Annotated in this window: 21 protein-coding genes; 9 read left to right on the top strand and 12 right to left on the bottom strand. The window is 54.3% G+C overall.

Annotated elements, in window-relative coordinates:
• The first annotated feature begins 56 nt into the window (after positions 1–56).
• A complete protein-coding gene (gene rmf, locus PYW49_RS05740; protein WP_010429337.1) occupies positions 57–224 on the top strand; it encodes a ribosome modulation factor in 168 nt (55 codons plus the stop codon).
• A gap of 70 nt (positions 225–294) precedes the next feature.
• Here the strand turns inward: rmf and fabA are convergent, their stop codons facing one another.
• Together fabA and PYW49_RS05730 are read right to left on the bottom strand one after the other, a co-directional pair.
• Positions 295–813: a 3-hydroxyacyl-[acyl-carrier-protein] dehydratase FabA gene (gene fabA, locus PYW49_RS05735; protein ID WP_047347377.1), complete on the bottom strand. Its 519-nt coding sequence runs from the start codon at positions 811–813 to the stop codon at positions 295–297.
• Positions 814–881: 68 nt separating this feature from the next.
• Complete coding sequence (locus PYW49_RS05730; RefSeq protein ID WP_134349200.1) at positions 882–2,642, bottom strand: AAA family ATPase; 1,761 nt, start codon at positions 2,640–2,642, stop codon at positions 882–884.
• A gap of 186 nt (positions 2,643–2,828) precedes the next feature.
• Between PYW49_RS05730 and matP the strand changes: the two genes are divergently transcribed.
• Positions 2,829–3,281: a macrodomain Ter protein MatP gene (gene matP, locus PYW49_RS05725; RefSeq protein ID WP_008499929.1), complete on the top strand. Its 453-nt coding sequence runs from the start codon at positions 2,829–2,831 to the stop codon at positions 3,279–3,281.
• 63 nt (positions 3,282–3,344) lie between these two features.
• Here matP and ompA read toward each other — a convergent pair whose 3' ends face one another.
• Positions 3,345–4,400: a porin OmpA gene (gene ompA / locus PYW49_RS05720; RefSeq protein WP_134349199.1), complete on the bottom strand. Its 1,056-nt coding sequence runs from the start codon at positions 4,398–4,400 to the stop codon at positions 3,345–3,347.
• A 354-nt stretch (positions 4,401–4,754) separates the two neighbouring features.
• Entirely contained in the window at positions 4,755–5,264 is a 510-nt protein-coding gene (gene sulA / locus PYW49_RS05715) for an SOS-induced cell division inhibitor SulA (protein WP_134349394.1), read from the bottom strand.
• A gap of 217 nt (positions 5,265–5,481) precedes the next feature.
• On the opposite strand from sulA, the gene PYW49_RS05710 reads away from it, so the two are divergent.
• The gene (locus PYW49_RS05710) at positions 5,482–6,108 is read left to right on the top strand and encodes a TfoX/Sxy family DNA transformation protein (RefSeq protein WP_134349198.1); all 627 of its coding nucleotides are present in this window, start codon (positions 5,482–5,484) and stop codon (positions 6,106–6,108) included.
• Here PYW49_RS05710 and yccS read toward each other — a convergent pair.
• Positions 6,065–8,227, bottom strand: coding sequence for a YccS family putative transporter (gene yccS / locus PYW49_RS05705; RefSeq protein ID WP_134349197.1), 2,163 nt, complete (start codon positions 8,225–8,227; stop codon positions 6,065–6,067). The two genes, PYW49_RS05710 and yccS, sit on opposite strands and share 44 nt — an antisense overlap.
• A gap of 19 nt (positions 8,228–8,246) precedes the next feature.
• Positions 8,247–8,693, bottom strand: coding sequence for a YccF domain-containing protein (locus PYW49_RS05700; protein ID WP_320385936.1), 447 nt, complete (start codon positions 8,691–8,693; stop codon positions 8,247–8,249).
• 123 nt (positions 8,694–8,816) lie between these two features.
• On the opposite strand from PYW49_RS05700, the gene helD reads away from it, so the two are divergent.
• Positions 8,817–10,871, top strand: a complete 2,055-nt coding sequence (helD, locus tag PYW49_RS05695; RefSeq protein ID WP_320385935.1) for a DNA helicase IV — start codon at positions 8,817–8,819, stop codon at positions 10,869–10,871.
• Positions 10,872–10,954: 83 nt separating this feature from the next.
• Here the strand turns inward: helD and mgsA are convergent, their stop codons facing one another.
• On the bottom strand, positions 10,955–11,413 hold the full coding sequence (mgsA, locus tag PYW49_RS05690) for a methylglyoxal synthase (RefSeq protein WP_134349194.1): 459 nt from the start codon (positions 11,411–11,413) through the stop codon (positions 10,955–10,957).
• Between the two features lie 80 nt (positions 11,414–11,493).
• Positions 11,494–12,156 carry a curli synthesis inhibitor gene (gene csgI / locus PYW49_RS05685; protein WP_320385934.1) on the bottom strand — a complete coding sequence of 221 codons (663 nt, stop codon included), beginning with the start codon at positions 12,154–12,156 and terminating at the stop codon, positions 11,494–11,496.
• A 173-nt stretch (positions 12,157–12,329) separates the two neighbouring features.
• Here csgI and PYW49_RS05680 point away from each other — a divergent pair, with 173 nt between their 5' ends.
• Positions 12,330–12,743, top strand: a complete 414-nt coding sequence (locus PYW49_RS05680) for a CoA-binding protein (RefSeq protein ID WP_134349192.1) — start codon at positions 12,330–12,332, stop codon at positions 12,741–12,743.
• A 36-nt stretch (positions 12,744–12,779) separates the two neighbouring features.
• Here PYW49_RS05680 and hspQ read toward each other — a convergent pair whose 3' ends face one another.
• Together hspQ and rlmI are read right to left on the bottom strand one after the other, a co-directional pair.
• On the bottom strand, positions 12,780–13,097 hold the full coding sequence (gene hspQ / locus PYW49_RS05675; RefSeq protein ID WP_008499919.1) for a heat shock protein HspQ: 318 nt from the start codon (positions 13,095–13,097) through the stop codon (positions 12,780–12,782).
• A 60-nt stretch (positions 13,098–13,157) separates the two neighbouring features.
• Positions 13,158–14,348, bottom strand: a complete 1,191-nt coding sequence (gene rlmI / locus PYW49_RS05670; protein WP_134349191.1) for a 23S rRNA (cytosine(1962)-C(5))-methyltransferase RlmI — start codon at positions 14,346–14,348, stop codon at positions 13,158–13,160.
• Positions 14,349–14,520: 172 nt separating this feature from the next.
• Between rlmI and PYW49_RS05665 the strand changes: the two genes are divergently transcribed.
• From PYW49_RS05665 to yccX, 3 genes are read left to right on the top strand one after another with little or no spacing between them, the layout of a single operon-like run.
• Complete coding sequence (locus PYW49_RS05665; protein ID WP_320385933.1) at positions 14,521–15,078, top strand: kinase inhibitor; 558 nt, start codon at positions 14,521–14,523, stop codon at positions 15,076–15,078.
• Between the two features lie 10 nt (positions 15,079–15,088).
• Complete coding sequence (locus PYW49_RS05660) at positions 15,089–15,877, top strand: AraC family transcriptional regulator (protein ID WP_320385932.1); 789 nt, start codon at positions 15,089–15,091, stop codon at positions 15,875–15,877.
• Between the two features lie 11 nt (positions 15,878–15,888).
• Complete coding sequence (gene yccX / locus PYW49_RS05655; RefSeq protein ID WP_059310384.1) at positions 15,889–16,170, top strand: acylphosphatase; 282 nt, start codon at positions 15,889–15,891, stop codon at positions 16,168–16,170.
• Here yccX and tusE read toward each other — a convergent pair.
• Positions 16,167–16,496, bottom strand: a complete 330-nt coding sequence (tusE, locus tag PYW49_RS05650) for a sulfurtransferase TusE (protein WP_059386452.1) — start codon at positions 16,494–16,496, stop codon at positions 16,167–16,169. The genes yccX and tusE overlap by 4 nt on opposite strands.
• A gap of 87 nt (positions 16,497–16,583) precedes the next feature.
• Positions 16,584–17,243 (bottom strand): FtsH protease modulator YccA, encoded by a 660-nt coding sequence (yccA, locus tag PYW49_RS05645; RefSeq protein ID WP_023335168.1) that lies wholly within the window; start codon positions 17,241–17,243, stop codon positions 16,584–16,586.
• A gap of 269 nt (positions 17,244–17,512) precedes the next feature.
• Between yccA and PYW49_RS05640 the strand changes: the two genes are divergently transcribed.
• Positions 17,513–19,141, top strand: coding sequence for an ABC transporter substrate-binding protein (locus tag PYW49_RS05640; RefSeq protein ID WP_320385931.1), 1,629 nt, complete (start codon positions 17,513–17,515; stop codon positions 19,139–19,141).
• The last annotated feature ends 73 nt before the right edge of the window (positions 19,142–19,214 follow it).

Genomic DNA, 19,214 nt, shown 5'->3' with positions numbered 1-19,214 from the left:
ATTTAGTGCAGACACTGTTTTCTTTCCACCAGACAAAAGAATGAGGGAAACGAGGCATGAAGAGACAGAAACGAGATCGCCTGGAACGGGCTCATCAACGTGGTTATCAGGCTGGCATCGCCGGACGTTCTAAAGAAATGTGTCCCTATCAGACTTTGAACCAAAGGTCTCAATGGTTGGGGGGCTGGCGAGAAGCCATCGGAGACAGGGCAGTACTTGCTTGATAGCGTCTCTTTAAAAAAGAAACCTCCGCAATGCGGAGGTTTCGCCTTTCCGGGGTCGCGATAAGCAATATCAGAACGCGGAAGTGTCCTGGAACAGGCCCACTTTCAGGTCGCTTGCGCTGTAGATCAGACGACCATCTACCAGCACTTCGCCATCCGCCAGGCCCATAATCAGGCGACGGTTAACGATGCGCTTGAAGTGAATACGATAAGTCACTTTCTTCGCTGTAGGCAGAACCTGGCCGGTGAATTTCACTTCGCCCACGCCCAGTGCGCGACCTTTACCTTCACCACCCAGCCAGCCCAGATAGAAGCCAACCAGCTGCCACATTGCATCCAGGCCCAGACAGCCAGGCATTACCGGATCGCCAATAAAGTGGCAACCGAAGAACCACAGGTCCGGGTTAATATCGAGTTCTGCTTCTACGTAACCCTTATCGAAGTTGCCGCCGGTTTCGGTCATTTTCACGACACGGTCCATCATCAGCATGTTCGGGGCCGGTAACTGCGGGCCATTAGCGCCAAACAGTTCACCGCGACCAGAGGCAAGAAGATCTTCTTTTGTATAGGATTCGCGTTTATCTACCATGTTCTCAATAAGCCTTATTTTAGTGAAGGACGCAGGATAGCTAACACGTGTACGCTGAACAAGTCCGATCAGTTCGAACTGAACCAGCCCAACCAGCGTAACGGCCATGGATAACGATGACGAGCATCCTGCTGTGTCGCCTGAGCAATTCGCTCCTGGATAGTCTGCATCAGGGTGGTCTGCCCTTCGCCATCCCATACCAGGTTTGTCAGTAAGGGTAGTGCATCCTCAATCCCTTCGATGGCCCAGATGGTGAATTGCGCTTGTTCAACCGCCTCCAGAATTTCCTGGCTGAGGCTTAAATGGCGTGCGTTGGGAGCAGGAATGATCACACCCTGTTTGCCGTTTAAACCGCGCTGCTGGCAGATGGAGAAGAAACCTTCAATTTTTTCATTGAGGCCTCCTACTGGCTGAGCACGACCGAATTGATCCACCGAGCCGGTGATGGCGATGTTCTGATTGATCGGCACTTCCGCCAGGGCGCTGATTAAGGCGCACAGCTCTGCCATAGAGGCGCTATCGCCATCCACTTCGCTGTAGGACTGCTCAAACGTCAGCGAGGCGGAGAAGGGGATTTGTTGCTCGAGCTGCAGCTCTGACATCAAAAACGCCTGCATGATCATCATGCCTTTCGCGTGGATGTTTCCGCCCAGTTCGGCTTTGCGTTCGATATCGGTGAATTCACCATCGCCAATATGCACAACGCAGCTGATGCGGGACGGCTCCCCGAATGCGCGCGGATGGCCAGGGAACTCAATCACTGACAGGGCGTTGATCTGCCCAACGCGTTCGCCTTCGGTCTCCACCAGAATTTGTTCCAGCAGAATTTCATCCTGCATACGATCTGCAAGATAGCCTTCTCGCCACTCTCGCTGAGCCAGCATCTGTACAAGCTGTTCTCCGCTGAAAGCACCGTTACCGCTGATAACACCCACTTCACGCAGCTGTTTGCCGATCCAGAGCGGGCAGAGTGGCAGCGTTTCCTGGTCACCGGTATAGCGCACCGCTTCGCGAATCAAGCCTGGCCACGCGTCAGCCGCTGGCGTTGGCAACGCAAAACGTTCAGCAACGGCCATCACCCACTGGCACCACTGCGCCATATCGTCGGCATCGGCAATCTGGATGTTGTCTTCGTATTCGCTATACACCGCCTGCTCAGCCAGTTCCGGCTCCATTTCCTGGAAGTCCGCGAGAGATTCACGATCGCCCGTCAGTACGACGGTCAGAGACAGCGGCATAGACGGAACAGAGACAGGCAGAGGACGAGACTCATCGTAGCCGACCCAGTCGAAACGTTGCTGGTGCACGATGGTTTTCAGACGCATCCACAGCAGCGGCTGCGAGAGCAGGGTGCGCAGTGAGATGATGAGAACACCGCCATTTGCGCGATGTACCAGCCCCGGCTGCAGCGACAGTTCACCGTTAAACTGGCGCAGACAACCAAAGAGTTGTTCAGCCTCGGCCCAGTTAGCTGTAACCACCTCGCCCTTAACGGCAAAACGGCCATCAGCCTGAGCGGTGGGTTCGAAAGTGACATCATGTCCCGCGATACGATATTGGCCGCCAAAGACTGCGTTCGATTCCGGCTGCAGCTGACGCACGGCATCCCCAAGCAGCGTCAGGTATTCCGCTTCTTCCGGGGCTTTGAGCAGCATGAAGGGGGCTGTTGCCCACGGGCTTAACACCTGCTCCAGCGCATAATGCAAACGTGGCTGCGTATCGCTAAGGATGAATTCGTGTTCTTTTGCGAGATCTGGCTGTGCAAACAGTTCTTGATAACTTTCGGTATCCGGAACAAGGTCACGCCATGCAAGTTTCGTAATGGTCAAAGTTGATGTTTTTTAGTCAGATGTAAAAGCGTGGAGTATACCGTAAGCGGGGGGCACTACCCAAGCAGGATTGGGGATTTCGAGAGGGGGATTGGCTGCATTCACTCACAGGATATGATTTCTTTTCAGCAGATTGCTAAAAAACTGATATTCTGAACAGAGTTACGTGGTAACACTGAGATCGCAATGAAATATCAACAACTGGAAAATCTCGAAAGCGGCTGGAAATGGAAGTACCTGGTCAAAAAGCACCGTGAAGGGGAGCTGATCACCTGCTACATCGAAGCCAGCGCTGCGCAAGAAGCCGTGGATATTTTGCTGACCCTCGAAAATGAACCGGTACAGGTCAACGGCTGGATTGAGAAACACATCAATCCTGCGCTGTTAAACCGCATGAAGCAAACTATCCGCGCGCGGCGCAAACGGCATTTTAACGCTGAGCATCAGCACACTCGAAAAAAATCAATCGATCTGGAGTTTGTTGTCTGGCAGCGCCTGGCAGGGCTGGCGCAACGCCGTGGCAAAACGCTGTCGGAAACTATCGTGCAGTTGATTGAGGATGCCGAACATAAAGAGAAGTACGCCAACCAGATGTCGACACTGAAGAACGATCTTCAGGCTCTGTTGGGTAAAAAGTAGATTTTTGTTTTCTTCAGATAATAAAAAACCCCGCATTGCGGGGTTTTTTTATAAGACGATAACTTATGCCGCTGGCTGAGTTACAACGTCTTTGATGCCTTTAACTTCGATCTCTACGCGACGATCTGGAGCCAGGCAGTCGATCAGTGCAGCGCGAGCTTTCACGTTGTCACAGGTGTTGCCAGTAACTGGGTTAGATTCGCCCATACCACGTGGGGAGATCTTGTTAGCTGGAATACCTTTAGAGATCAGGTAATCAACAACAGACTGAGCACGTTTCTCAGACAGTTTCTGGTTGTAAGCGTCAGAACCGATACGGTCGGTGAAGCCCAGAACCACTACAGAACCATCTTTAGGATCCAGGTTGCTCAGCTGGGAGTACAGCTGATCCAGTGCCTGCTGACCTTCTGGTTTCAGGGTAGCTTTGTTGAAGTTGAACAGAACGTCAGACTTCAGAGTGAAGTGCTTGGTCTGTACTTCTGGAGCTGGAGCCGGCGCTGGAGCAACAACTGGTGCTGCTTCTTCCTGCTGGCCGAAACGGTAGGAAACACCTACGCTCAGCATGCCGTTGTCTGGACGAACACCAACGGTGTTGCCGTCGCCGATGTTGTTAACCCACTGGTATTCCAGACGGGTAGCGATGTCACGGGTCATAGCCCACTCAACGCCACCAGCGAATACTGGGGAAACACCGGTGTCATGGTCGTCGCCAGCGATGCTGTTGCTGGAGTCAGCGCGCCATACCATGCCGCCCAGACGGGTGTACACGTCCAGATCGTCAGTAACTGGGTAACCCAGTTTAGCGGTCAGCTGAACGCCCTGTGCTTTGAAAGCGCCGTTTACGGTGTCGCCTTTGTATGGCATACGACCTAACCAGTCGTAACCCATTTCAAAACCAACATACGGGTTAACCTGATAGCCACCGAACGCACCTGCACCAAGCTGGCTCTCGTGAGTAGGGCCATCATTGTTCAGTTTGCTGTTGTACCAGCCGGTGTCGTGGAACTGAGACCAGCCCAGTTTACCACCTGCATACCAGGTATTATCTTTCGGAGCGGCCTGCGCTACGGTAGCGAAGCCAGCCAGTGCCACTGCAATCGCGATAGCTGTCTTTTTCATTTTTTGCGCCTCGTTATCATCCAAAATTCGCCATGAAAGTCTCAAGAGAGAATCACGGTTAAATCCTTCACCGGGGGGCGTGGTCAAATATAAATCTACCGATATCTTCGGCTTAGGCCGAGCACCCCTGGCGATGTAAAGTCTACAACGTAGCTGAAAACTTACAAGTGTGAAGTCCGTCAGGCATATGAAAAAAAAAGTTCCGTATACATATTATTTAACATTTCTTGAACGAATTTTGTGCAATAAAATTAAGGAGAACCGCACCAGACAAGCCTTGCCGCAATTTTGAGGCCGGGAACTAAAACCGCATCTTGAGGTCAAAAAAAATTCCAGGAAAAATCTTAATTTCACTCAATGATACAAATTCGAGTGAATTTTTAGCCCAGAAAGTTGTCCTCTGCGGTAAGAATCCGATCGAACCGGACGCATAATAAACCCGATCGCACTCCCTTCTTCAGCAGCTTCAGTCAGACGGAAATGTTCCTCTTCCGTCAACTCTTCCGATAACCATCCAATCACTACGCTGTAATTTCCTGTGCGTAAAGCGCGGATCATCGAGTCAACAGTATCGCAAGGCGAGAGTTGATTAATTTGCATGACCTTCGTCAGCGGCAGGCCGGCGGACTGAACCCACTCACGGCTCAGCTTTTGCTGTGGCGTTAGCCAAAGCTGCCAGCGCGATTGCTGACCGAGCTGTTGTAATAACGGCAACAATAGAAGTTGCGTTAACAGGGGCTGGTCTTCACGATAAACCACTTCACTGATAAGCCCTGTGGAAACACGCTCGACGGAATTCTGCGAGACATTGCCTGCGGCAGAAGAGAGAGAGATTGCGCGATTTGCATAGCCTGAAGTGTGCATATTCATTCCAGCCCTGTAGTTACTGTATGGATATACAGTAACCCCTGTATGCATAAAGATCAACCTCATTTTCGGAAAGCGACTCGCAAAATTCATTCAATCTTGATGCCCCTCGAAAAATCATCTTGCTCAACGGCGATAAGTTGCCTATTTTCCTGCTAACGGATCCGCTAGTAAGAAATTTCGTTGTTACTTTATGATTTTGAAGGGAAATATCATGAAAAAGATATCTTATGAACGGATTTATAAATCCCAGGAATACCTCTCCCCGTTGGGGGAGATCCATCATCGCGCGCTGTTTGGCGGTTACACCCTGGCGGTGGATGATGCGGTCTTTGCCATGGTGTCAGACGGCGAGCTTTATCTTCGTGCCTGTGAGGAGAGTGCAAAATACTGTGTAAAAAATGCCGCCTCTTTTTTGACGCTGATGAAGCGAGGCCGCCCGGTGCTACTCAACTATTATCGTGTGGATGACGGATTGTGGCAGGACAGGGAGCGGCTGCTTCAGCTCTCCTCGTTTGCGCTCAGTGCGGCAAGAAAAGAGCGCTACCAGCGTCATCAACGAAATCGGCTTAAGGACCTGCCGAACCTGACGTTTCAGCTTGAAGTCTTGCTTTTTGAAGCGGGTATTACCAATGAAGAAACACTCCGGGCGCTGGGCGCCAGAGCGAGCTGGCTGAAGATGCGGGCGAAAAATAAAGCGCTCAGTATTAAAGTGCTTTTCGCGCTTGAAGGGGCTATCGAGGGTCTGCATGAGGCGGCGCTCCCGGCAGGCATTCGCCGGGAGCTGACGGAGTGGTTTAATGCGCTGTCTGAGCCACAGGAGAATCATTCCTCCAGGTAGCGATTTGCTGTTGCAGCCGGCAAATTTCAGGCAGCAAAGCGATAAGCAGGCCTATTTGCTGCAGAACCAGCGGCGCTTTGCTGTCGTTTCCCGGGTCCAGATGCGCAATGCGTTGAGCCAGTTCATCCAGAGCCTGCTGAACGCGTGGCTCATCGGCTGGTCGGTGATGAAGTGCGTCATCGACATAACAGACGGCGTCATCGAGCAGGTTGAGAATACCCGGGTTGGTGAGTTTCTCACGGTGGGCACCCAGCGTCGAAATGTAGCTGGTGAACGTATGGTTCAGGCAGAGCAGGCGGAAAGCTGTCTCACGAATCTCTGCCGTGGCGCGGGGCTCCGTTGACATGTTAGAGACAACTGAGGCCAGTTCTGCATCACTGTTGTGCGCATCGCGACGTGCTATCCGGTAAGCCAGGCGGTTATCGCGGCCCTGGTGATACTGCTCCAGGATCGCGTCAAGGTATCGACAGTTGGCGTTCATCGCCCTGTCTACCACACGCGGCAAATTGCGGAAACGCCAGTCCGGCCAAATAAAGCTGACCGCGGCCCAGGCAATCGCGCAGCCAATCAGCGTATCGATCACGCGGGGCAGGGCGACTTCAAACCCTTCACCCAGCAGGTTGAAGCAGAGCAATACCAGCAACGTGATGAACATGGTGGCATGGGCATACTGAACGTTGCGAAACGCGAAGAACAACACGCCGGTGATCACGATCAGGATCAATTGACCTTCAACGGAGGGCACAAAATAGAGCACCGGCAGGCCAATCGCGACGCCGACCAGCGTACCGATAATACGCAGCGCAAGTCGGTGACGGGTGGCGTTATAGTTCGGCTGGCAGACGAACAGGCTGGTCAACAGGATCCAGTAGCCGTGGTGCAACCCGGTTATCTGAATAAAGGCATAACCTACGCACAGCACCAGCGACATTCTCACCGCGTGGCGAAAGAGAGCCGATTCCGGCGTAAAGTTTCGGCTCAGCCGTAGCCACATATCGCTAGCGCTGTGCACGCTGTCATCAGCAAGCTGATTGTCCACCTCGCTGCCCGGAAGCGCCATTGCTTGTTCGGACTCAATGGTCGCCAGTTGAGCATCAATTGCCCGCAGGTTGTTCAGCAGAAACCCAAGTGCTTTGATGTGTTCAGGTGACGTTCCGCTGGCCTGAACGCGGTCGAGGGCCGCATCAAGATGGCTGAATACGCGTTCAAAGCGCGGGTCATGCTGATAGGGCGTGCGCAGCAGAATGGAGCGTGAGAGCTGCTGGCACGCCTGGGACTGCATGGACAGCAGACGCTGGAAGCGAAACATCACGTCGCTGTAGCGGAACTTTTCGCGCAGAGCGGCATACTGAACATGTGAGGAGCTGGCGCGTTCATGAATGTCCTGCGCGGCAAAATAATAGTGTAAGGTCCGTCGCGTTCCGCGCTGACCACGATCGCCGCGTAGACGGGTAAGCAGAGAAGCTTTCGTCTGGTTTAGGGTGGCGACCAGTTGACCGTTTGCCAGTGCCAGATCGTAGAGCGGTGCCTGGCTTTCTTCCTCGATATCCGGGTCGAACAGCCGGGATTTCAGTTCCAGATAGTGGGCTAGCTGCTCAAAGCTGCGGGCAAGGTTATCCTGCAGAGGGCGAACCGGGAAGATCAGATGACCGGTTAACGTCAGCAGGTTATACCAGATGGCACCCAGCAACAGCAGAACCGGCTGCTGGTACCACTGGTCGTAAAGGGAAACGCCCAGCATGGTGTAGATGGCGATCAGCAATGCCCCAAACGCGATGGTGGCATAGCGCTGCCCAAGGCCGCCCAGCAAAATGAACCCGCTGGTTGAGAGCGTAAGACCCAGGGCAAACAGCCAGGGCCACGGAAAAAGCAGCTCAACGGAAGCTGACGCAATAAAAAAGCAGATGAGCGTAATAACCAGGTTACGTAAACGCCCGGCCAGACGATCGTCGAGGTCCGCAAGCGCCCCGGCTACCACCCCCAGCGTGAGCGGAATGGTGAGTTTGACATCATTCAGCCACCAGGGCAGGGCAACCGTGCCGCAAAGCGCGATAAAAATCCTGACGTTATAAAGCCAGGTGCTGTTCCAGGTATAACGGCGAAGCAGTGGGCTTAGCATAAACGCGGCCAGTCCTTATTTACTGAAAACGACGACGCGCGTTTGCTTCACGTGCCGCCTGGGCCACTTCTACCGGAACAACCCTGCGCCCGACGGGCCAAAGAGCGATAGCGGCGATCTTAAAGTTCGCGATCCCCACCGGAATACCAATAATCGTGATGCACTGCGCAATACCGGCAAAAATATGCATGATGCACAGCCACCAGCCGAAGAAAATCAACCAAAGAATGTTCAGCAGGGTCCCACCCGTATTCATCAGGCTGCTTTTGCTCTCCGGGTTCAGCTCGTCAACGTGGATGGCTTCATTCCCGTAGGGAATTAAGGAGAGTTTAGTGATTTCCCAGCAGGAACGAGTCAGGGGGAGCGTGAAAATCAGGACGATGCTCACCAGCGTGGCAAAAAGCCAGGAAAGGGTGGTGGCAAAACCGCCCAGCACAAAATTCAACACATTCAGAACGGTACGCATAAACCCTCACTTCCTTTCGATAAAATTAACGCCCAATGATTGTAACGTTTTTTTAGGCTGGAGCACCTTAAAACTGGCAGTTAAACTGTCAGGTAAATTATCTCTTCGTGGATTTGGCGGGACATGGAACTGAAAGCAACTTCGTTAGGCAAACGCCTGGCGCAACACCCTTACGACAGGGTTGTTCTCCTTAATGCCGGGGTGAAAGTCTCCGGAGAACGCCACGAATACCTTATTCCGTTTAATCAGCTTCTGGCTATCCACTGCAAACGTGGGCTGGTGTGGGGCGAACTGGAGTTCGTTCTGCCTGACGATAAAGTCGTGCGTCTTCATGGCACCGAGTGGGCGGAAACCCAGCGCTTCCATCATCACCTGAACGCGCTCTGGCAACAGTGGAGCCAGGATATGAGCGTGATTGCCGCCCGGGTGCTGCAGCAGGTGCTGGACGACATCGCGCAAAGCAACGCACAGCACGCGTGGCTGACCCGTCAGCAGACCGCCGGGTTACAGCAAAAAATCAGGCAGGCGCTCGCGGCGCTGCCGTTATCGGTGACGCGTCTCGATGAATTTGACAATTGTCGCGACGCCTGGCGCCAGTGTCAGGCGTGGCTGAATGACAAGGATAAAAGTCGGCTTGCCCATAACCAGGCCTGGACGGACGCCATGCTCACCCGATACGCCGATTTCTTCAGTACGGTGGAATCTTCACCGCTTAATCCGGCCCAGGCGCGTGCGGTGGTGAACGGCGAGCAATCCCTGCTGGTGCTTGCGGGTGCCGGTAGCGGTAAAACGTCGGTGCTGGTGGCGCGTGCAGGCTGGCTGCTGACGACCGGGGAAGCGGTCGCCGATCAAATCCTGCTTTTGGCCTTTGGCCGTAAGGCTGCCCAGGAGATGGACGAACGTATCCAGGAACGCCTGCACACCCGGGATATCACCGCCAGAACCTTCCATGCGCTTGCGCTGCACATTATTCAGCAGGGCAGTAAAAAAGTGCCTTCCATCAGTAAACTGGAAAATGACACGCAGGCGCGTCAGGCTCTGTTTATCAAAACGTGGCGCCAGCAGTGCAGTGAGAAAAAGGCGCAGGCGAAAGGATGGCGTCAGTGGCTGGAGGAGGAACTCAACTGGGAGATACCTGAGGGCAGCTTCTGGCAGGATGACAAACTGGCGCGTCGGCTGGGTTCGCGTCTTGACCGCTGGGTGAGTCTGATGCGAATGCACGGCGGATCGCAGGCGGAGATGATTGAGAGCGCGCCGGAGGATGTCCGCGATCTGTTTTCGAAACGGGTCAAGCTTATGGCTCCGCTGCTGAAGGCCTGGAAAACCGCGCTGAAAGCGGAAAATGCCGTCGATTTCTCCGGTTTGATCCATCAGGCCATCATCATTCTTGAGAAGGGGCGTTTTGTCAGCCCCTGGAAACATATTCTGGTGGATGAGTTCCAGGATATCTCTCCGCAGCGTGCCGCATTGCTCTCGGCGCTGCGGGCGCAAAATAAACATACGTCGCTGTTTGCGGTGGGGGACGACTGGCAGGCCATCTATCGCTTTAGCGGGGCGCAGCTCTCCCTTACGACCGCGTTTCACCACTATTTTGGCGAAGGGGATCGCAGCGATCTGGACACCACCTATCGCTTCAACTCACGGATTGGTGAAATCGCCAACCGCTTTATCCAGCAGAATCCACATCAGCTGGCAAAGCCGCTTAATAGCCTGCGGCCAGGGGATAAAAAAGCCGTCAGCCTGCTGGCGGACGATCAGCTGGAGCCGCTGCTGGACAAGCTCAGCGGCTATGCGAAGCCTGATGAACGTATCCTGGTGCTGGCGCGTTACCACCACCTCAAGCCTGCTGCGCTGGAAAAAGCCGCCACCCGCTGGCCGAAGCTGCAGCTTGAATTTATGACCATTCACGCCAGCAAAGGGCAGCAGGCCGACTATGTGATTGTGGTGGGGCTGAAAGAGGGGAGCGACGGTTTCCCGGCTCCGGCCCGTGAGTCGGTCATGGAACAGGCTTTGCTGCCGGTGCCGGAAGACTTCCCGGATGCCGAAGAGCGGCGTTTGCTGTATGTGGCAATGACCCGCGCGCGGCATCGCGTGTGGCTGCTGTTCAACAAAGAGGAGCCATCCGCGTTTGTCGATATTCTGAAGAGTATTGATGTGCCGGTGGCGAGGAAACCATAGCGGAATTGCCGGGTGGCGGCTTCGCTTGACCCGGCCTACAAAATCTGTAGGCCCGTGCAAGCGTAGCGCCGCCGGGCAAACAGCTACTTCAGTCTCTCGGAAAGATAGCGCTGATAGTCCGGAATAAGGATATCAACTGGTGCGTTAAACTGCGGAGATTCGATGATGAAATCCGCCGTAGACAGGTTCGTCGCCACCGGGATATTCCACACCGTCGCCAGGCGCAGCAGCGCTTTGACATCTGGATCGTGCGGAACCGCGTTCAGCGGGTCCCAGAAGAAGATCAGCACATCAATCTTTCCTTCGGAAATCTGTGCGCCGACCTGCTGATCGCCGCCCATCGGGCCGCTCAGCATGGCATTCACCTGCAGACCCGTTTCGCGCTGGATCAGGTTACCGGTTGTGCCGGTCGCCGACAGAGCGTGCTTTTCCAGCGAGGGCTGATGGCGGCGAACCCAGTTAAGCAGCATTTGTTTACAGTGATCGTGCGCCACCAGAGCAATGTGTTTGCGTTCAGGCAGCGTGCGTGTTGTCAGTTCCATAATCATATCCATCAGGTTAACTGACTACACGATGACGGGAACCGCCTGAGGCTGCAAGAGAAAGGCGTAAAAAATGTGGCTTATGATGAGGGTTGTTGTTTTGCCCACTGTAAAAACCGGGCTCGCGTGTCGGGATCGGCCTGCTGGAACCAGAATTTGAGGCGCTGTTCCGTCAGGGTCTGGGATTGAGGTGGGATAACGTCCAGCTCAGACACACCGGACAACAGCGTACTGTCGTCAGCCATCATGGTGGCAAACTGCGGAAGCGAGGCGCGTTTACCCGCTTTGTTATAGGTCTGGGTCGCAGCCTCGTAATCCGGGCCTTTCGGTGAGGTCGTCAACGCCAGAATATCAAGCTTCACCGGAATCGGCATTGCATCGCCATCCAGTAGTTCAACGCGCGGCGCAGTGTCAAAGACCGCAGACTCTTTCTCCGTTTCAAGACGAGGCAGGGTAATGTTCACCTGACTGATTTGCCGGGTATTAAAGCTGACGATCAGCGGCGGGGAGATGTACATCCGTTGCTCATGATTAGCCAGGCCGATCGATTTCTCTACCCTGAATACCAGCTGATGTGGCCCGTTATCTAACTCGATGCTGTCCGCACCGCGCAGTAACGAGCTGGAAACCTTTTTTCCGTCCAGGACCAGGAGGTCAATGTCGGTAGAGAGCCGAAGCGTGGTCGCAAAAACGCAGACCGGCATCACTAACGCAATCAGAGCAGTGGCAATACCGGTTCTCATAGAAGGCTCCCGTCAGAAATCCTGTCGCCGCATTAATGTATCTAAATTTTTCGATAATCACGTTTACTAACATATAGACATATTTCGCCGTTTTGCCCTCATGCATCTGTATGGGATGGATGGTTGAGATGTGCGGTTTGGCGTACACTTTTAAAAAAGCCAGGAGAAAAACCATGAAAGAGAATGATATTGCCGAGATTCTGACATCCACGCGTACCATTGCGCTGGTGGGCGCGAGCGACAAACCCGATCGTCCAAGCTATCGGGTGATGAAATACCTTCTCGATCAGGGCTATCACGTCATCCCGGTGTCGCCAAAAGTGGCGGGGAAAACCTTACTGGGTCAGCAGGGTTATGCCACGCTCGCCGACGTGCCGGAAAAAATTGATATGGTCGATGTCTTCCGTAATTCCGAGGCGGCATGGGGAGTGGCGCAGGAGGCCATCGCGATCGGTGCAAAAACCCTGTGGATGCAGCTAGGCGTCATCAACGAGCAGGCCGCCGTGCTGGCGCGGGATGCGGGGTTGAAGGTCGTCATGGACCGCTGTCCGGCGATTGACATCCCCCGTCTGGGACTGGCGAAGTAATAAAAAAAAGCCCGTTATCGGGCTTTTTTTACACGCTTAGTTCCGCAGGCGCGGAGCCTGTAACTGTTTGCGGATAGTCTGGGCAAGTTCATCCATTGTGGGTTGCTCCGGATGCTCTTCCTGCAGTTCACTGCTCAGCTGCGCTTCAGCCAGATAGGTGTGAACGGGTTGTCCATCATCACCTTCCATCACCACATGGTACCAGGGCGCGGCGCGAAGCTCTGCGTTCACCGCCAGCTCGTCTGCTGACGGTTCATCAAGGGAATACTCCGGGTCGATATCCACGACCACACCCAAATATCCGAGCAAAGTGTGGCGGACCTGCTGGCCGATACCGAATTTGCTGGCAATCATAGTCACCTCCCGGGAAATACGACTTACACGTTATGTGCGGGCAATATTTCTCTTTTCAAGTTACATGACGCGACAGGCAAACCCTTTCAGATACAGTCCTTCCGGGTAGGTAGCAATCACGGGGTGATCGGCTGCCTGACGGAACTGCTCTATAAATTGTACATCACGGCCAGCATCTATTGCGGCATCGGCGATGATTTTCTGAAATAAATCTGTGGTCATCAGGCCTGAGCAGGAGAACGTGAGCAGAACCCCGCCCGGGTTCAGCAGCTGGATGGCCAGCATGTTGATATCTTTATACCCACGGCACGCGCCCATCAGCTGGCTTTTGTTTTCCACAAACTTTGGTGGATCCATCACGATGACGTCGAACTTCTCGCCCTGATCGCGATATTTACGCAGCAGCTTGAAGACATCATCGCGTACAAACTCGGCTTTGCTCAAATCCAGCTTGTTGAGTTCGACGTTCTGTTTTGCCACGTCCAGCGCTTCCTGTGAGGTGTCCACGCTAACAACCTGGGCACAGCCGCCCATCAGCGCTGAAACGGCAAAACCACCGGTATAGGAGAAGCAGTTCAGCACGCGTTTGTCGGCAACGTACTGACGCGTAGCCAGACGGCTGTCGCGCTGGTCGAGGTAGTAACCCGTTTTGTGTCCGCCCTGAATATCCACCAGCAGCTTCATGCCGTGCTCTTCAATCGGCAGCAGGGCAGGAGGAAGTTCGCCCGTTACGGGACCCTGAGTCAGCTCCATGCCTTCTTTTTTGCGCACCGCCACATCGCTGCGATCGTAAATGGCACACTGCGGGAACTGCGTTTGCAGTGCGCTAATCAGCGCGGCACGCTGATATTCCGCCCCGGCGCTCAGGAGCTGCAGCACCAGGAAGTGACCGAAGCGGTCAATGGTGACGCCCGGCAGACCGTCTGACTCACCGGCAATCAGGCGGTAGCTGTCCAGCCCATCGCGTTTTGCCAGCCACTCGCGCCACTGCTGCGCCTGCTGCAGGCGGCGAACGAAGAAGTCGATATCAATGGTTTCATCTTTATCGAAGGTCCAGACGCGGGCGCGGATCTGGGACGCTGGCGAGTAAGCGCCTCGCGCTAACCATTTCCCCTGATGGTCAACGATATCAATGGTTTCACCGAGGCTGGCTTTGCCTTCCATACGGGCAACCGCGCCGGAAAAGACCCAGGGATGACGGCGCAGTAATGACTTCTCACGCCCTTTGGCTAACACTAAACGTACACTCATAATTTGCTGTTCTGTCGATTTCAGGAAATGGCGCGTAGATTACCACATTCAGCAAGTCGCAATCATCTGCGGATGCCGTTGAGCGTTTCGGCACAAAATCAAATCGCTTAGGCACATTACGGCACTGCGGCGGGATATACAGTGGGCTTTCGGTTCAGCAAAGGAAACCCCCATGAAAAAACGCAGTGTAATCACAGTAGCCGCTCTGACAGCAATGAGTTTTCAGATTTTAGCCGCAACGCCTTTCAGCATGACCAGTCAGGATATTTCCGGCGAACGGCGGTTGGCGCAACAGCAGGTGTTTGAGGGATTTGGCTGCCACGGTGGGAATACCTCACCGCAGCTGGCATGGACCAATCCGCCCGCCGGTACGAAAAGTTTTGCCGTCACGGTCTATGACCCGGATGCGCCTACCGGCAGCGGCTGGTGGCACTGGACCGTAGCCAATATTTCCGCGAAGACGCAGACGCTGCCTGCCGATGCGGGTAACCCGAACGGCGAAAAATTACCCGCGGGCGTTGTGCAGGGGCGTAATGATTTCGGTTATTCTGGCTTCGGCGGCGCTTGTCCCCCCGCAGGGGACAAGCCTCACCGCTATCAGATTACCGTCTGGGCGCTGGACGTGGATAACCTGCCCGTCGATAAAAATGCCAGCGGCGCGCTGGTCGGCTTTATGCTCAATAGTCACGTTCTGGCAAAGGCTCAGTTGACAGCAACCTACAGCAGATAAGGATGGCGTGGTGCAGGAGTTTCATTTTCGACATAAACATCTCACGGCGGGTGAAGTGAGTGCCAGCAAAATGCATCGCCTGCACCAGGTTAAACTCTTTTTTCCGGCGATTTGTCATATCACTCACGGCAGTAAGGTGATTGTGCAGGATGACAACCGCCTGGTGGCAACCCGGGATGAGCTCATCATTATCCCTGCCAATACGGCGATGGAGATTATCAACCAGCCTGCAAACGGTCTGTTTCACTCGGATTTGCTGATGTTATCGCCGGAAATTGTTGCCGAGTTTAAAGCGCATTATCTGAAATCCTGGCCGCGCACGACGCTGCATTCGCTTTGCGCCCCGCTGAGCGAGGGGCTGGCGTTTATGTGGGATAACCTGCTGCACGCCGTGCGTCAGGATTTACCGGAGGCGCTGCAAAAACATCAGGCCTTCGGGCTTTTGCTGGCACTGCTGCATGACGGCGTGGCAGGTCCGCTGCTTATTGAGCGAAACAATAACCTGACCGAGCAGGTGCGGCAGTTCATTATGCTGTCGCCCGCCAGAGCCTGGACCGCGCAGGATGTCGCCAGCCGTCTGGCCCTGAGCGTGCCGACGCTGCGCAGACGGCTACGTGAAGAGTCGCAGAGTTTTCGCCAGATTGTGGAGGAGGTGAGGATGGCCGTTGCTTTGTCACAGCTACAGTCAACCCGATTACCGATTGGCGAAATCGCATTACAATGTGGGTATCTTTCCAGCTCTCGTTTCACCGCCCGTTTCCGGCAACACTTTGGCTGTTTGCCGAAAACGCTACGTTAAGGAGAAGAAATATGTCAAAAGTCTGCACCATCGCCTGGGTTCACGGCGTCGTTCAGGGGGTCGGATTCCGCTACAGTACCCAGCGCGAAGCGATTGAGCTTGGGCTAACGGGATACGCGCGAAACATGGATGACGGCAGCGTTGAGGTTGTCGCCTGTGGCGAAGCAGAGCAGGTCGACAAGCTGGTGGCGTGGCTAAAAGCGGGTGGGCCGCGCAGCGCGCGGGTTGATAAGGTCTTAACGGAACCGCATCAACCCGGTCGGGAATATATGAACTTCGGTATTCGCTATTAAATACACTTCACCGGTTTAGGCAGGCCTGCAATTTTGGTGGCCTGTTTGGCCGGGCCTTTCGGAAACAGACGATAGAGATAGCGGCTGTTACCTTTCTCTTCACCGAACTTATTGGCCATCGCTTTGACCAGCATGCGGATGGCCGGAGAGGTGTTGAATTCAAGATAGAACTCGCGGACAAAACGCACCACTTCCCAGTGTTCGGGGGAGAGGGCTATCCCTTCTTTCTCAGCAATCACTTCTGCCAGCGCTTCGCTCCACTGGCCACTCTCTTTCAGATAACCGTCGTTATCGGTCTCGATCTCTTTGCCTTCAAAACTCAACATAATCATTCACGCGTCAGTCAAAAACCGCAGCAGTGTACCAAAAAACAAAGCCCCGCATAAGCGGGGCCAGGTTCACAGCGCTGCGACTTAATCGCGGCTGGCGAAGCCCAGGATGCTCAACAGGCTGACGAAGATGTTGTACAGCGACACATACAGGCTCACGGTGGCGCGGATATAGTTTGTCTCACCGCCGCGAATGATGTTGCTGGTTTCGAACAGGATCGCGCCTGAAGAAATCAGAATAAACACGGCGCTGATCGCCAGATGCAGGGCCGGCAGCTGCAGGAAGATGTTTGCCACCATACCCACCAGCACCACCACGACACCCGCCATCAGCATACCGCCGAGGAAGGACATATCCTTACGCGTGGTCAGCACGTAGGCCGAGCAGCAGAAGAACACCAGCGCGGTACCGCCCAGCGCCATACCGATAAGGTCGCCCATTCCGGCAGACAGATACGCGTTCAGCATTGGCCCCAGGATGTAGCCCAGGAAGCCGGTGAAGGCGAACGCGGACAGAATACCGACCGGTTTGTCAGCGGTTTTGTAGGTCAGGAACATCAGACCATACATGCCTACCAGCGTCAGGATCAGCCCCGGGGACGGCAGCATCAGCACGGTGCTGGCGGTTGCGGTGATCGCTGAAAACGCCAGCGTCAGGCTGAGCATGAAATAGGTATTGCGCAGTACCTTGTGGGTACTGAGTAGCGATGTGCGGTCGCGTGAAGAAGTAATTATACGATCCATGAGTCACTCTCTTATGACAGATGTAATTAGCGGAAAGAATAGGAAACGGCACGCCAGTCTCAAAGTGGTTTTACCCATCTTTACTCAGCACGTTAGCGCTGGAGGTGGTTGTTTCTTCTGCAGAAGCTCGTTTCACTAGTATGAACAGCGGTTTGCGACAATTTACCAGATCAAGCTCTTATAGGTTACTGAAAAATATTGCGTTATTACCATTCGAGCGCTAAGAGTTATTTCCGGATCGTCATAAAACAGACAATAAGGCGAAGGAAATGAAACCACAAGCACGCACTCACTTTACGCTCTCTTTACTCACCGCAGGGATCCTGTGCGCCAGCACGGCAACCTGGGCGGCTAACGTGCCGGCAGGAACCGCGCTGGCCGATAAACAGGAGCTGGTCAGGAATAATGGCAGTGAACCGGCTTCGCTCGACCCTCACAAAGTCGAAAGCGATGTCGAATTCAATATTATCAGTGATTTATTCGAAGGGCTGGTGAGCGTTTCACCGGCAGGAGAAGTCCAACCCCGACTGGCGGAAAAATGGGAAAACAAGGACAACACCGTCTGGACGTTCCATTTGCGTCCGGGCATCACCTGGAGTGACGGCACGGCGATTACCGCAGAGGATGTGGTCTGGAGCTGGCAGCGTCTGATCGACCCGAAAACAGCTTCGCCGTATGCCAGCTATCCAGGCAACATGCACATCGCCAACGCGGCTGATATCGCCCAGGGAAAAAAAGCGCCCGATACGCTGGGTGTAAAAGCGATTAACGACACCACGCTGGAAGTGACGCTCACGCAGCCAAACGCGGCTTTCCTCGCGATGCTGGCGCACCCGTCGCTGGTGCCGGTAGATAAAGTGCTGATTGGTCGTTTCGGCGAGAAGTGGACCAAACCGGAACATTTCGTCAGCAGTGGGGCGTACAAGCTTTCGCAGTGGGTGGTCAACGAACGCATCGTGGCGGAGCGCAACCCGCGTTACTGGGATAACGCGCACACCGTGATTAACAAGGTCACCTACCTGCCCATCACGTCCGAGGCCTCGGATGTGAACCGCTACAAAGCGGGCGAAATTGATATTGTGTACACGGTGCCGATTAACCAGTTTGCCCAGCTCAAGAAAACCCTGGGCAGCCAGCTGGATGTCTCCCCGCAGCTTGCGACCTATTACTACGAATTCAATACCACCCGACCGCCGTTCAACGACGCACGCGTGCGTAAGGCGCTGAACATGGCGCTGGATAAAGACATCATTGCCGGGAAAGTATTAGGGCAGGGGCAGCGCCCGGCGTGGCTCATCAGCCAGCCGGATATCGGCGGCGTTAAGCTACAGAACCCGGATTACGCCAGCTGGCCGATGGACAAGCGTATCGCTGAGGCGAAAAAGCTGCTTAAAGAGGCCGGGTATGATGCCAGCCATCCTCTGAGCTTCAACCTGCTCTATAACACCTCTGAATCGCACCAGCGTATCGCGATCGCGACCAGCTCCATGTGGAAGAAAAACCTTGGCGTGGATGCAAAACTGCAAAATCAGGAGTGGAAAACCATGCTGGATACCATGCATACCCACAATTTTGACGCGGTGCGCTACGCCTGGATTGCCGATTACGACGATGCGGCGACCTTCCTGAATAACTTCCGCACGGGCGACAGCGAAAACACCAGCCAGTACAGCAATCCGGAATACGATGGGGCGCTGGTGAATGCCGCAAAAGCAAAAACAGCGGAAGAGCGGGGTAAGTTCTACCAGCAGGCGGAAGATCTCCTGGGACGCGATGTGCCGGCCATTCCGGTTTATCACTACGTTCGTACGCACCTGGTGAAACCGTGGGTGGGCGGATTTACGCCGGATAAGCTGGGGTACTATTTCACGAAGGACATGTACATCAAAAAACACTAAGCCGGTGCTGATAAAATCGTCGATGTGTCGTCAGTTCAACCGATTAAACACGTTTTGACTATTTTTACAGCGA

This window comes from Enterobacter chinensis, from assembly GCF_034008295.1.
In the GTDB taxonomy this organism is placed as follows: domain Bacteria; phylum Pseudomonadota; class Gammaproteobacteria; order Enterobacterales; family Enterobacteriaceae; genus Enterobacter; species Enterobacter chinensis.
This window is presented reverse-complemented; position numbering and strand designations above follow the sequence as displayed.